Annotated in this window: 12 protein-coding genes and 1 pseudogene; 7 read left to right on the top strand and 6 right to left on the bottom strand. The window is 56.8% G+C overall.

The window, feature by feature from the left end:
• Positions 1-17 precede the first annotated feature (17 nt).
• The 3 genes from ACYZTS_RS25845 to ACYZTS_RS25835 all read left to right on the top strand — a co-directional run bounded on the left by ACYZTS_RS25845 (position 18) and on the right by ACYZTS_RS25835 (position 2360).
• Complete coding sequence (locus tag ACYZTS_RS25845; protein WP_461993030.1) at positions 18-332, top strand: 3-phosphoglycerate kinase; 315 nt, start codon at positions 18-20, stop codon at positions 330-332.
• A gap of 229 nt (positions 333-561) precedes the next feature.
• A complete protein-coding gene (locus tag ACYZTS_RS25840; RefSeq protein ID WP_028621596.1) occupies positions 562-1161 on the top strand; it encodes an FMN-dependent NADH-azoreductase in 600 nt (199 codons plus the stop codon).
• A 332-nt stretch (positions 1162-1493) separates the two neighbouring features.
• A complete protein-coding gene (locus ACYZTS_RS25835; protein ID WP_461993028.1) occupies positions 1494-2360 on the top strand; it encodes a carboxylate/amino acid/amine transporter in 867 nt (288 codons plus the stop codon).
• 109 nt (positions 2361-2469) lie between these two features.
• Here the strand turns inward: ACYZTS_RS25835 and ACYZTS_RS25830 are convergent, their stop codons facing one another.
• On the bottom strand, positions 2470-3768 hold the full coding sequence (locus ACYZTS_RS25830; RefSeq protein WP_461993026.1) for a mechanosensitive ion channel family protein: 1299 nt from the start codon (positions 3766-3768) through the stop codon (positions 2470-2472).
• Positions 3769-3960: 192 nt separating this feature from the next.
• On the opposite strand from ACYZTS_RS25830, the gene ACYZTS_RS25825 reads away from it, so the two are divergent.
• The gene (locus ACYZTS_RS25825; protein ID WP_028621599.1) at positions 3961-5307 is read left to right on the top strand and encodes a DEAD/DEAH box helicase; all 1347 of its coding nucleotides are present in this window, start codon (positions 3961-3963) and stop codon (positions 5305-5307) included.
• Positions 5308-5497: 190 nt separating this feature from the next.
• Here ACYZTS_RS25825 and ACYZTS_RS25820 read toward each other — a convergent pair whose 3' ends face one another.
• Positions 5498-5773 carry a hypothetical protein gene (locus ACYZTS_RS25820; protein WP_461993024.1) on the bottom strand — a complete coding sequence of 92 codons (276 nt, stop codon included), beginning with the start codon at positions 5771-5773 and terminating at the stop codon, positions 5498-5500.
• 198 nt (positions 5774-5971) lie between these two features.
• On the opposite strand from ACYZTS_RS25820, the pseudogene ACYZTS_RS25815 reads away from it, so the two are divergent.
• Together ACYZTS_RS25815 and ACYZTS_RS25810 are read left to right on the top strand one after the other, a co-directional pair.
• Positions 5972-8797, top strand: a pseudogene (locus ACYZTS_RS25815) (DUF637 domain-containing protein); the annotation flags it as partial.
• A complete protein-coding gene (locus tag ACYZTS_RS25810) occupies positions 8790-9068 on the top strand; it encodes a hypothetical protein (RefSeq protein WP_461993023.1) in 279 nt (92 codons plus the stop codon). The pseudogene ACYZTS_RS25815 and the gene ACYZTS_RS25810, both read left to right, overlap by 8 nt.
• A 146-nt stretch (positions 9069-9214) precedes the next feature.
• Here ACYZTS_RS25810 and ACYZTS_RS25805 read toward each other — a convergent pair whose 3' ends face one another.
• On the bottom strand, positions 9215-9955 hold the full coding sequence (locus tag ACYZTS_RS25805) for a DUF899 domain-containing protein (protein WP_461993021.1): 741 nt from the start codon (positions 9953-9955) through the stop codon (positions 9215-9217).
• 177 nt (positions 9956-10132) lie between these two features.
• Here ACYZTS_RS25805 and ACYZTS_RS25800 point away from each other — a divergent pair, with 177 nt between their 5' ends.
• Entirely contained in the window at positions 10133-10522 is a 390-nt protein-coding gene (locus tag ACYZTS_RS25800) for a transcriptional regulator (RefSeq protein ID WP_150579919.1), read from the top strand.
• A 124-nt stretch (positions 10523-10646) separates the two neighbouring features.
• Here the strand turns inward: ACYZTS_RS25800 and ACYZTS_RS25795 are convergent, their stop codons facing one another.
• The 3 genes from ACYZTS_RS25795 to ACYZTS_RS25785 form a co-directional block, all read right to left on the bottom strand.
• Positions 10647-11516 (bottom strand): DUF6279 family lipoprotein, encoded by an 870-nt coding sequence (locus tag ACYZTS_RS25795; protein WP_461993019.1) that lies wholly within the window; start codon positions 11514-11516, stop codon positions 10647-10649.
• A 65-nt stretch (positions 11517-11581) separates the two neighbouring features.
• Positions 11582-12298 (bottom strand): TorF family putative porin, encoded by a 717-nt coding sequence (locus ACYZTS_RS25790; protein WP_028621607.1) that lies wholly within the window; start codon positions 12296-12298, stop codon positions 11582-11584.
• A 216-nt stretch (positions 12299-12514) separates the two neighbouring features.
• Positions 12515-12703, bottom strand: a complete 189-nt coding sequence (locus ACYZTS_RS25785) for a hypothetical protein (protein ID WP_028621608.1) — start codon at positions 12701-12703, stop codon at positions 12515-12517.
• Positions 12704-12720 lie beyond the last annotated feature (17 nt).

Genomic DNA, 12720 nt, shown 5'->3' with positions numbered 1-12720 from the left:
TTATTGGAGACTGCCGAATGAGAAAATTTTGTTGTGTGGTTTTGGCGATGCTGCCGCTGACTGCGTTTGCCTATCCGATCGATGTTCAAAAACAGCTGAATGGCCTGAGCATCGATTACAACGCGTATGACACGGATGCCGACATCGCTTCCATTCAGGTGAACAACTACGGCAGCACCGATGCAATCTGTAGGGTGGTTTTCAGCAACGGTCCGGAAGCTCCGCGCAACCGCACCATTGAAGTGGCAGCCGGCAAACATAAAAACGCCACCGCCAAGTTCAACCGCACGATCATCAAGATGCGCATCAATCTGACCTGCACCCCGAAATGACTGCAAAACCTTGTAGGAGCGAGCCTGCTCGCGATAGCGGCTCGTCAGTCGATATCGATGCTCGGTGCCACCGCGATCGCGAGCAGGCTCGCTCCCACATAGAGTATGCGTAGCTTATAAACGAATTTATCGATGGGTTGCAGCAGTTATTTGCGCTTTTTCATCGATATGACACTGTTTAACCTTCACTCCATCGCCCTACAGCATTCTCAGATGGAGGCTACATCCCATGTCCCACGTTCTGATCATCGAAAGCAGTGCCCGTCAGCAAGACTCGGTTTCCCGTCAACTGACGCAAACCTTCATCAACCAGTGGAAAGCTGCGCACCCGGACGATCAGATCACTGTGCGAGACCTGGCTGCCAATCCGGTGCCGCATCTGGACATCAATCTGTTGGGCGGCTGGATGAAGCCTGCCGAGCAGCGCAGTGACATCGAGCAGATTTCGCTGGAGCGCTCCAACCAGTTGACCGATGAATTGCTGGCCGCCGACGTGCTGGTGATGGCCGCGCCGATGTACAACTTTGCAATTCCCAGCACCCTCAAAGCCTGGCTCGACCACGTACTGCGCGCCGGTGTGACCTTCAAATACACCGAAACGGGGCCACAGGGTTTGCTCACTGGCAAGCGCGCCTTCGTGCTTACCGCTCGCGGCGGCATTCATGCCGGCGGTTTGACGGATCACCAGGAACCGTACCTGCGTCAGGTCATGGGCTTCATCGGGATTCACGACGTGACCTTTATTCACGCAGAGGGCCTGAACCTGGGCGGCGACTTTCAGGAGAAAGGCTTGAACCAGGCCAATGCCCGACTTTCGCAAGTCGCCTGACCGTTAATCGCCAGATAATCGCCGATTGTTTTAGTGACCCGGCGCAACCCTTCAAGCCTGTACGCGCATCGACCTCCCTTTGCACTTGTTGCATCTGAGTGCTGTAGCCCGATTGAACGCATTAGCGAGATCGGGCTTTTTTTTGCCCGGGATTTGTCGGGTGTACTCACCTTTGTAGGAGCCGGCTTGCTGGCGATGTCGGTGTCATCTGCGACATTGGTGTCTGCTGATACACCGCGATCGCCAGCAAGCCGGCTCCTACACGGAATTGTGCGTCTCGCGATAACCGGCAAAACCCGCTATCGTCGCCGCCCATTCAGAACGAGGCGAGCATGGGCTATCTACTTTTTGTCACGCTGATCCAGGCATTTTCCTTCAGCCTGATCGGTGAATACCTGGCCGGTCATGTCGACAGCTATTTCGCCGTGCTAATCCGGGTAGTGCTGGCGGGGCTCGTGTTCATTCCGCTGACTCGCTGGCGCTCGGTCGAACCGGCGTTCATGCGCGGCATGCTGCTGATAGGCGCGTTGCAGTTCGGCGTCACCTACGTTTGTCTGTACCTGAGCTTCCGGGTGCTGACGGTTCCGGAAGTGTTGCTGTTCACCATACTTACACCGCTGCACGTGACGCTGATCGAAGATGCGCTGAACCGACGATTCAATCCATGGGCACTGATTGCAGCGCTGGTGGCGGTGATGGGCGCGGCGCTGATTCGCTACGACCGCATCAATCCGGATTTCTTTATGGGTTTCCTGTTGTTGCAACTGGCCAACTTTACCTACGCCGCCGGGCAGGTACTTTATAAACATCTGGTGGCGCGCCATCCGAGTGATCTGCCGCATTACCGACGCTTCGGTTATTTCTACCTCGGCGCTCTGGCGGTAGCGTTGCCGGCGTTTCTGCTGTTCGGCAAATCGGACTTCCTGCCCGAAGCTCCGCTGCAATGGGGCGTGCTGCTGTTTCTCGGCCTGGTCTCGACGGCGTTGGGCTTGTACTGGTGGAACAAAGGCGCGTGCCTGGTGCACGGCGGGACGCTGGCGGTGATGAATAACCTGCATGTGCCCGTGGGGTTGCTGATCAATTTGCTGATCTGGAATCAGCATGAAGAGCTCGGCCGGTTGTTCCTCGGTGGGTCAGTGATTTTGATGGCGGTGTGGATCAGTCGGCTGGGTGTGCGCCAGTCGTTAACTGCACCATGAACCCCTGTAGGAGTGAGCCTGCTCGCGAAAGCGGTGTGTCAGTTGATATTGATATCGTCTGACACACCGCTTTCGCGAGCAGGCTCACTCCTACAAGGGAAAAGCTGTGCTATATCACATGTTTTTCGGGTTCGGAAATGTGGCTTGCGCCCAGCATGGCCGGCAGCAGCCCCGCCCGCAAATCCCCGCCGCTCGGCTGCTGATACAGGCTCAAGCCAAACTCCGGCAGCACCGCCAGCAGGTAATCGAAAATATCCCCCTGAATCCGTTCGTAATCCGCCCACTCCGTGGTGCGGGTGAAGCAGTAGATTTCCAGCGGAACGCCCTGCGCAGTGGTTTGCATCTGCCGGACCATGCAGGTCATGTTCGGCTGGATGTCCGGGTGGCTCTTCAGATACGCCAGCGCATAGGCGCGGAAGGTGCCGATGTTGGTCATCCGCCGCCGGTTCGCCGACATCGCCGCGACGTTGCCCTGCGCTTCATTCCAGGCCTTGAGCTCGGCCTGTTTGCGGCTGATGTAGTCGGTCAGCAGATGGACCTGAGACAGGTTTTGCTCTTCTTCATCGCGGATAAATCGCACGCCGCTGGCGTCAATGAACAGGCTGCGCTTGATCCGCCGTCCGCCGGACTGCTGCATGCCGCGCCAGTTCTTGAACGACTCGGACATCAATCGCCACGTTGGAATCGAGACAATCGTCTTGTCGAAATTCTGCACCTTCACCGTGTGCAACGTGATGTCGACCACATCGCCATCGGCGCCGACCTGCGGCATCTCGATCCAGTCGCCGACCCGCAACATGTCGTTGCTGGTCAACTGCACGCTGGCAACGAATGACAGCAGCGTGTCCTTATAGACCAACAGAATCACCGCCGACATGGCGCCCAGACCTGACAGCAGCAACAGCGGTGAGCGATCGATCAACGTTGCAACGATGATGATTGCGCCGAACACGTACAAGACCATTTTCGCCAGTTGCACGTAGCCTTTGATCGAACGCGTGCGGGCATGTTCGGTACGTGCATAAATGTCGAGCAAGGCACTGAGCAACGCGCTGATCGCGAGCACCATAAACAGAATGGTGAACGCCATGGCCGCATTGCCAAGGAAAATCACGCTGGTCTTGCCCAGCGCCGGTACCAGTTGCAGACCGAACTGGATCACCAGCGACGGCGTCATCTGTGCCAGGCGGTGAAACACCTTGTTATGCCGAAAGTCGTTGATCCAGTGCAGCGCCGGTTGGCGACCGAGCAGTTTGGTCGCATGCAGAATCAGGTAGCGCGCCACTCGTCCGAGCACCAGCGCCACCACCAGCAACATCAGCAGTCCCAGACTGGAATGCAGGAGCGGGTGCTGATCGAGCGCACCCCAGAGGTCTTGGGCGTTGAGCCAGAGCTGTTTTATATCCATGGGTAAAACCGGTTCTTCTGTTGGACGCGACGGTCGATTAGAGCATTTAAGACGCTTTGCGTGACGGTTGAGGACAAATCAGGCAACAAAATCACCATTGTTTGCTGCCGTTTGCACAAAGAAACTCGGCCTGCGCGCTCGAAACCGGTACCCTATGCAGCTGTTTTTTTGTATTTCTTCGAGGTAGCACCCGTGTTTTCCCAATTCGCCCTGCACGAACGCCTGCTCAAAGCCGTGGCCGAGCTTAAATTTGTCGAGCCAACGCCTGTGCAAGCAGCGGCCATCCCGCTGGCGCTGCAAGGGCGTGACCTGCGGGTGACAGCGCAAACCGGTAGCGGCAAAACCGCTGCGTTCGTTTTGCCTATCCTCAACCGCTTGATCGGCCCGGCGAAAGTCCGCGTCAGCATCAAGACCCTGATTCTGCTGCCGACCCGCGAGCTGGCCCAGCAGACCATCAAGGAAGTCGAGCGTTTTGCCCAGTTCACCTTCATCAAATCCGGCCTGATCACCGGCGGTGAAGATTTCAAGGTTCAGGCCGCCATGCTGCGCAAGGTGCCGGACATCCTGATCGGTACGCCGGGGCGGATGATCGAGCAACTGAACGCCGGCAACCTCGACCTGAAAGAAGTCGAAGTGCTGGTCCTCGACGAAGCCGACCGCATGCTCGACATGGGTTTTGCCGAAGACGTCCAGCGTCTGGTGCAAGAGTGCACCAATCGCCAGCAGACCATGCTGTTCTCGGCCACCACCGGTGGTTCGGGCCTGCGTGAAATGGTTGCCAAGGTGCTCAACAACCCTGAGCACCTGCAACTGAACAACGTCAGTGACCTGAACGCGACCACTCGCCAACAGGTCATCACCGCTGACCACAACCAGCACAAAGAGCAGATCGTCAATTGGCTGCTGGCCAATGAGACCTACCAGAAGGCCATCGTCTTCACCAACACCCGCGCCATGGCTGACCGTATCTACGGCCGCCTGGTGGCCCAGGAATACAAAGCGTTCGTGCTGCACGGTGACAAGGACCAGAAAGACCGCAAACTGGCCATTGATCGCCTGAAGCAGGGCGGCGTGAAGATCCTGGTTGCCACCGACGTTGCCGCTCGCGGTCTGGACGTCGACGGCCTCGACCTGGTGATCAACTTCGACATGCCACGCAGCGGCGACGAATACGTCCACCGTATCGGCCGTACCGGTCGCGCCGGCAACGATGGCCTGGCCATCTCGCTGATCTGCCACGGCGACTGGAACCTGATGTCGAGCGTCGAGCGCTACCTCAAGCAGAGCTTCGAGCGCCGCACCATCAAGGAAGTCAAAGGCACCTACGGCGGACCGAAAAAGGTCAAGGCCTCGGGCAAAGCCGTCGGCGTGAAGAAGAAAAAAGTCGACGCCAAAGGCGACAAGAAGAAAACCGGCGCCAAGGCACCGACCAAGCGCAAGATCGCCAACCGCCCGAAGACCGACGCCCTGTCGCTGGTCAGCAAGGACGGCATGGCGCCACTCAAGCGCCGCAAGCCGGAAGCGCCGGCTGCTGAGTAACGCTTTCTTCGCGCAATAAAAAACCCGGGCAGTGATTGTCCGGGTTTTTTTATGTCTGGAGTTTGACCATGACATCCCCCGCAAGAGCTGGCGATACTTAGGCCGTCGGCTTTTCGTAGGCTCTGGCGAGCTTCAGGCCATCTCCGCTCCGTAGGAGCTGGCGAAGCCTGCGATTTTTTGATTAATCGACTCAGCTATCAGCCTTCTTCTCCGCCGTGTCCAGTTCCTTCAAACGCTGATCAATCAACTGGCACTTGTCCGGCACGTCCGCGCTGGCAGTGTCCAGGTTCATTTGCTGCAGTTCATCGTTGATCTCTTTGGCCTTGTCCGGATTCTGCTGCGTAAGTTCAGACACTCTCTTGGCCAGTTGATCGCGCTTGATCGTGGCTTCTTCGGGTGTGCATCCCCAAACGGGAAGGGCGAACGCAAAGGTGGCAGCGAGGGTGAGCTTCATAAGAGTTTTCATGGAATGGCCTCTGATCCGTATCGGGCGGTTAAGCGGTTGAGGCTGATGGTGGGGTGAAAGTTCCGTCGGTGGAGACGTGACTGGCGAAACCGCTGTCACTGCGGTTGAGCACATTGTGCAGGTCCAAACGGGCGTCACTCCCGTCGGTAATGCGGCTGGCATGCCGGAGCGGGCCTGCTGCTGTTACCAGCGTGAGGTGACCACCGTCTTGGACCGAACGGCGCCCTGATTGCCGGTAAAGACGTCAGCCTGATCGCTGGCCAAAACCTCCGCAACGTCGGCACCCTGCGCGCCACCAACAACCTGTCGGCCCAAGCCGGCATTGACCTGGTCAACAGCGGACTGATCGAGGCGGGCAATCGCCTCGACCTGCTGGCCAGCAACGACATCAACAACCTCGGCAGCGTCCTGCAAAGCGGTCGCGACCTGACCCTGAAGGCCGGGCGCGACGTCAATATCGTCCCCACCCAACTCAGCAACAGCGTGGTCCTGGACAGCAGGCACACCAGCAGCGATATCACTCAACTCGGCAGCACCGTTACCGCTGGCCGTGATCTGTACGTCGAGGCAGGGCGCGACATCAACGTCATCGCCAGCCAGATCGATGCAAAGCGCGACATTGCCATGGCTGCCACGGAAAACCTGACTATCGGCTCAGCCGCGGACGAGGAGCATTCCCTGTCCAAGAGCAAACGGTTGACGGTACAGGAAGACCACGTCGGCCAGGTCATGTCGGGCGTCACCGCCGGCGGCGATGTGGCATTGAGTGCCGGGCAAAACCTCGCGGTCATCTCCAGCCGCATCACGGCAGGCGACGAAGCGTATCTGGTGGCGGGCGATCGGCTCGACATTCTTGCAGCGCAAGACAGCGATTACTCGCTATACGACAAGAAGAAAAAAGGCTCTTTCGGCGCGGTGAAGACCAAGCGTGACGAAGTGACCGATGTGAAAAACATCGGCAGTGAAATTACCGCGGGTGGGGACCTGACGCTGGTTAGCGGTGGGGATCAGCGGTATCAGGTGGCGAAGCTCGACAGTGGCAAGGACATCGTTATCGACAGTGGGGGCTCGATACTTTTCGAAGGTGTCAAAGACCTTCATGACGAAAGCCATACCAAGAGTGATAACGACGCGTTCTGGAACTCATCCAAGGGCAAAGGCAATACCGATGAGACCTTGCGCCAGACCCAGATGAACGCCAAAGGCGACATCGTGATTAAAGCGGTCGACGGTCTGCAGATCGACATCAAGGAGGTCAACCAGCAAACCGTCAGCCAGACCATCGATGCGATGGTCCAGGCCGACCCGCAACTGGCCTGGCTCAAAGAGGCCGAAGCGCGCGGCGATGTGGATTGGCGCCAGGTCAAGGAAATTCACGAGTCGTTCAAGTACAGCAACTCGGGATTAGGCCCGGCGGCGCAGTTGATTGTTGCGATTGCAATGGCGGCCATTGTCGGACCCGCGGCACTAAGCGCTTTGAGTGCCAGCATGGGCGCGGGATGGGCCGCCGGTTTTGCAGCCGTAGCGTCCAGTGCAGCGACGAATGCGGCCACTAGTTTTATTAATAACGGAGGGGATCTGGGCGCGGTATTCCAAGATGTGACGTCTTCCGATGCGCTTAAAGGTTACGTCATTTCGGGGGTGTCGGCCGGTTTGACAACAGGTTATTTCAACGAATGGACAGGCACTACGAGGAATCCGCTCACAGGGAATATTAGCAGCCCGCCGCTCAACACAATGACGGGTGTCAACCAGTTCGCTCAAAATCACTTGCTCCAAGGTGGTACGTCCGCTTTGCTGGGTAAAGTGCTTGGGCAGGATGTGCACATGAGTGACGTGTTGAAAACGGCCGTGTTCAACACATTGGCGGCGGCCAGTTTCAATGCGGTTGGTGATTACACCGTAGGTATAGAGGACGGCTCGATGCGCAAAATCGCCATCCATGCAATGGTCGGTGGCCTGCTCGCCGAAGTCACGGGTGGCGATTTCAGAACGGGCGCTCTGGCTGCTGGAGCGAACGAGGCATTGATCAGTTATCTGGACACAAAGCTTAAGGGTGATGACAACCTGCTGACGATGAGTTCACAGATTGTGGGTGTATTGACGGCCACAACCGGGAAAGATGTCGATGCAGCAACAATGGAAAAGGCGGCCTGGGTGACGAAAAACGCTTCACAATACAACAGGCAGTTGCACAGAGAAGAGAGGGAATTGGCCAAGCAACTTGCGGCTCGAAGTAATGGGAAATTTACCGCTGAGCAAATTGAAACGCAGCTTCGTTTATCCTCAGTCAACGGAACAGGGATTACGGGTGTGACGGATATGGTCGCCAGTGGTACAGGTATTTACGATACGGGCGGCAACTGGATCGCTCTGGGCAATGGTCAATACGTTCAAAATTTCCAACCCGCGGACAGGGAGGTAATCGCGTACATAAGCTCTGCTACGGATGCATATTCATGGACGATAACAGCACAGACAGGATTCACGTCTATCAGCGATAACGCCGACTGGTCGAAAACTCCCAGCGGGCCTGGTACTAGAGACTCTTTGAGCGGTTATCCATCCGACGAAAGTGGACGTTACCGTGTGCCCGTCATTATCGATGGGGCAGCCTACGCTCCGCGGTATATGCCGTGCGCAAATGCAGAGTGCCTGGCAACGGGAGCGAATATTGACTTTGGTGATTCAGAGACGCTCAAATGGCTGAGAGCGGCAGACGTAAAGACCGTTAACGACATCGGATGGATAATGGGCGTCGCCGCCATTCCCGCGGGTGGTGTCACATCTGCGATATTATCGAACGGGTCGGTTGCAGCTTCATTACTGTCCGGCTATTTAAAAGATGAAACCCTTTCGAGCCTTGCAACCAACTTGTTGAGTGACTCTTTCGAGATGTTCGCTGTGCGCGGCGGCCTGTCTGAAGAAGCCGCTAGCAAGTTAGCGAACGGCATGGGAGCAGCAGGGGTCTGGGACGCCATTGCGGGAAAGTCAGTGGACATATTAGAGAAAGCGAATGATTGAAGCACTTAAAAAACACAGACACTGGATAGGACTGCTGCTGCTCGTCGTCGCTATAGGTGCGGGATTCATAAGGTTCGACGGCAGCTGGAAACGTTTTTTTTCGATGGTGCTGCTCCAGCTCTGGTTTGCACGGGCTGTTTACAATTATCTGTGCGGTGGGTGGGTCGGTCTGGGATTGGGGGGAATGGGCCCCAGCGGAGACCCTAAAATACGGGCTGGGACGGCGGCATTTGCGTTGCTTTTGTACTTCACCGTGTTTTTTCTATTCTGACTATGTGGACCGAACTGCTTTTCCTTGGCTCTCACCTGCAATAAGCCTGACTAAGGCAGTGCGGGTGAGCCCGCTCCCACAGATTCTCGCCTATGCACAGAGCCGCTCCGGCAGGAGCCGGTGGGAGCACGCTTGCAGATGTTCACTCACCGGCTATTCCCATGACAGCAACTGCTCGGCGCCGCCTCCTCATACCGATCGTGATAAGTCATCCAATCCATAATCTCCCGTTCATTGCGCCCCTTAGGCATCAAATCCAGGTAGTTATAAGCACCCACCAACATATCCAGCCCCCGCGCGTAAGCGGAATAAGTATGGAAAATTTCCCCATCCTCTCTGCGGTAAAACACACTCAACCCAGGAAGCTCTTCCTCGGTGGCGTCAGACTTTTCGTAGTTGTAGGTGGCTTTACCAGCAGCGACGTCCTCCGCTCGGAACGACACCCCAAAGTCATAGTTGAAATCGCAGCCTTCGGACGACACCCAATCAAACTTCCAGCCCATACGATGCTTGAACGGCTGAAACTCCAGATAAGGCGCATGGGAAACCACCACCACCGCGACGTCGTGATGTGCCAGATGCAAATTGGCACCATCGATGTGATCGGCCAGAAACGAGCAACCGGGACAGCCTTCATCCCAGCCTTTGCCGTACATGAAATGGTAGATGACCAGTTGGCTGCGGCCACCAAACAGGTCGGCCAGTTTCAGCTCGCCATTGGGGCCTTGGAAATGGTAGTCCTTGTCGATCTTCACCCAGGGCAGCGCGCGACGCTCAGCGCTGAGTTTGTCGCGCTCTTTGGTAAACGCCTTTTCACGGGCCAGATGTTGTTTGCGGGCGGCGAGCCATTCTTCCCGGGAAACCACGGGATGGTTCTGAATGTTCATCGGGATTTCTCCTGCGTGAGGCTGGGAGGTGACTTACACCTATAGTCGCGCGACCACCGGGTCATTCGACATACCGCCGGTCAGCGCCTGCTAAAAGCAGAGCTGAACGGCTAACGAGCGCACCGGTCACAACCTAGGAAGGCCATCTCACTCACAGGCTTTGGAGGTTGAATCAGGATGACGACTTACAACTGGGATTTAATAGAACGCTTGTTGCACGAAGTGCAGAACGGTGAACCCAGCTTCACGCCTCGGCCGTATGCTGAACAGTACGTGGCAGAGAAGGCATCCGAAGGTGTGCAGACTGAAAACGTCGACCATCTGAAAGCTGTGGCTGGCGAGTATGAAAGTCTGCTGGTTGAGCGCGGTTATATCGAAGCGCGCCCGGAGGAGCAGGGCGGCACGGGATCCAATTACATTCTGACGCCAAGGGGCTCGAGTCTGTTGAGCCTGATCGATAGCAGCATTCCGGGTAATGACCATCCACGTCAGGTGCTGGATGAGCAGGAAGATGCGCTGGATGAAGTGACGTTTGATGAAGTGGCATCGAAGGCGCAGATCGCCTGATTTGAGCCATGACCCATGTGGGAGCGGGCTTGCCCGCGATTGCGGTTAGTCAGCTGATAAATAAAGTGACTCAACCACCGCATTCACGAGCAAGCCCGCTTCCACATTGCATTTGCGCTCGAATTTAGCCTTGCTTGGCGCCCTTCAAACACTTCAAATCATTGAAGTCCTTACGCACCCCTTCGATTTTCTGAAGCAACCGCTGCCGTTGCTCCGGCGTGCTCTCCGCCATCAAATCCACGAACAGGGCGCGCGCCTGAGCTTCGGTATTGGCGAAAGCCTGGCGGTAAGCCGGCGTCCATAAACTCTCGCGGTTCACCAGAAGCGTCTCGATTCGCTGTGGGAATTCTGCACTTTGACGCTGCGCAACGGCTGCACTGAACTGATTCTGCCAATGTGCACGGTTGGCGATCCACTGCTTATTCTGATCGCCTAATGCGGAGGACCAGGCAGCGACTCGTTTCTGCTGGGTCGGACTCAACGGACCAAGCCAGTCGTTCATGCGTTTTTCCATGCGCTCGCTGCGATCCTCGATCTGGTCAGCCAGCGACGGTTTCACGTATTCCTGCTGACGCTTGCGCTGGTCCTTGGCGAAGGCTTCATTCATCTCCGCCACTTGCTTGTCATCCAGCCCTTTCAACAACTGGATCGCCGACGGTGTGATTTCGCGGGCGGTCTGCGCGATCGCCTGTTTGGCTTCGCGAGTGCGCTCTTGCAGCGCGGCGTCGGTGACCTGATTGGTCTCGACCATCGTTTGCAAGCGATCCAGCCAGTCCAGATAACCGGGCAATTGCGTGGAGCAATGCCAGCTCAAATGCTCCTTGAGACGATCATCGAACCAGTCTTTCTGGTCACCGCTTATGCTCAGGTAATCACTGAGCGTCCACGGAATGATCACATCGAGATTGCGATAAGCCAGGCCGACGCGGCTGCATCCACCGAGGGCGAGGCTGAGGGTGAGGAAGATAGCAAGACATTTTAACCAGCGCGACATGGGCGAGTCCTTGCGAAAGCGTAGGTTGTCATGTGATCGCAGGATGAGGCTGGCAGTTCAGCCAATCAATAAAAAGCGCGTTCTGCCTTGATGGTCACCAGGCCGTCACACCGGCTGTTGTGCCCGGAGTACGCGGAGCAATCACTACCGCTAAGGCTCGAGTCACTGTAGATCAGGTTGAGGTCGACGCCCATGAACGCCCGGGAAAGTTGCACTGACCAGTCGGTGAAGCTGCCGATATAACCGCCGTCTACCGACACCGGTGCATTGAGCTGATGGGTGGTGTATTTCATGCTGACCCCGATGCCGAACGGCTGATTGCCGCCAAGGTCGGCGAAAACGGTGCTGTTCTGTTTGTCGGGATCGTTACTGAACGCTGCACCGAAGCGGCTGCCGAGCAAGGTCAGACCACCGAACAGTTCCTGGCTGTCGAGGGTGTCGACTTCCGGGTAGCTGTAATGAATCATGCCGACTTCGTAACCGAGCGTGTGATCGAAAGGCTGTTTGAAGCCGAAGTACGAATCGACTTCAAGGTTGCTGCCGGGGCTCAGGCCCATGCTCGGTGACCATTGACCCACGTAGAAGCCGCTGCCATGGCTGAGGTCCAGGCCACCGTGGAACGAACCGGTGCTGGCCGGTTTGACCAACCCTTGGGCCATGCTGCGCGAGGGTGTTGTGCCGAGTTTGAGGTCGAAGTCGCCCAGCTCGCGCTGAAATACCTGTGCGTTGGCGACCGAACACGACAGCAAGGTGCCGAGCAATAAGCAGGAGGGTTTGAGCATGCGTCACTCCATGAACGGCGAGCGCAGGCAACAAACCTGCTGAAACGCTTGATCTAGACGTGTGCAAGGATACCGACGAATGCATGGCGCTGATGGCCGTTCGTCGATTTCTGAGAAATTGGATTAACTGCGGAGGTATTCGGGAGGAGTTCCAGTCCAAGCGCTTCGATGCTCAAAGCGCTTATGGACCAGTGATCGCGGGGATCTTGTAGCGGTTTACTTCTTGCCCAGAGTGATCTGCTTGGACGGGCCGAAAGTCTGGCCGCTGACGCCTTTGGCAATTTGCTGGATCTCGCCGCCAGACTTGAGGAACGCAGCGATCTGGTTGTTGATCGACTCGCTGGTTTCAACGGCTGGAGCTGGCTTTGCTTTGCTGGTGGATGCTTTTACACGCATGGCGGCCATTAACCTGTAGAAATTAA

This window comes from Pseudomonas sp. TMB3-21 (assembly GCF_054898145.1).
The sequence above is the reverse complement of the archived record's forward strand: the minus strand, read 5'-3'. Positions and strand labels throughout refer to the sequence as shown.

Coding starts and splice junctions, on each gene's coding strand:
- ACYZTS_RS25845 (WP_461993030.1), top strand. CDS start 18: ATGAGAAAATTTTGTTGTGTGGTTTTGGCGATGCTGCCGCTGACTGCG.
- ACYZTS_RS25840 (WP_028621596.1), top strand. CDS start 562: ATGTCCCACGTTCTGATCATCGAAAGCAGTGCCCGTCAGCAAGACTCG.
- ACYZTS_RS25835 (WP_461993028.1), top strand. CDS start 1,494: ATGGGCTATCTACTTTTTGTCACGCTGATCCAGGCATTTTCCTTCAGC.
- ACYZTS_RS25830 (WP_461993026.1), bottom strand. CDS start 3,768: ATGGATATAAAACAGCTCTGGCTCAACGCCCAAGACCTCTGGGGTGCG.
- ACYZTS_RS25820 (WP_461993024.1), bottom strand. CDS start 5,773: ATGAAAACTCTTATGAAGCTCACCCTCGCTGCCACCTTTGCGTTCGCC.
- ACYZTS_RS25810 (WP_461993023.1), top strand. CDS start 8,790: ATGATTGAAGCACTTAAAAAACACAGACACTGGATAGGACTGCTGCTG.
- ACYZTS_RS25805 (WP_461993021.1), bottom strand. CDS start 9,955: ATGAACATTCAGAACCATCCCGTGGTTTCCCGGGAAGAATGGCTCGCC.
- ACYZTS_RS25800 (WP_150579919.1), top strand. CDS start 10,133: ATGACGACTTACAACTGGGATTTAATAGAACGCTTGTTGCACGAAGTG.
- ACYZTS_RS25795 (WP_461993019.1), bottom strand. CDS start 11,516: ATGTCGCGCTGGTTAAAATGTCTTGCTATCTTCCTCACCCTCAGCCTC.
- ACYZTS_RS25790 (WP_028621607.1), bottom strand. CDS start 12,298: ATGCTCAAACCCTCCTGCTTATTGCTCGGCACCTTGCTGTCGTGTTCG.
- ACYZTS_RS25785 (WP_028621608.1), bottom strand. CDS start 12,703: ATGGCCGCCATGCGTGTAAAAGCATCCACCAGCAAAGCAAAGCCAGCT.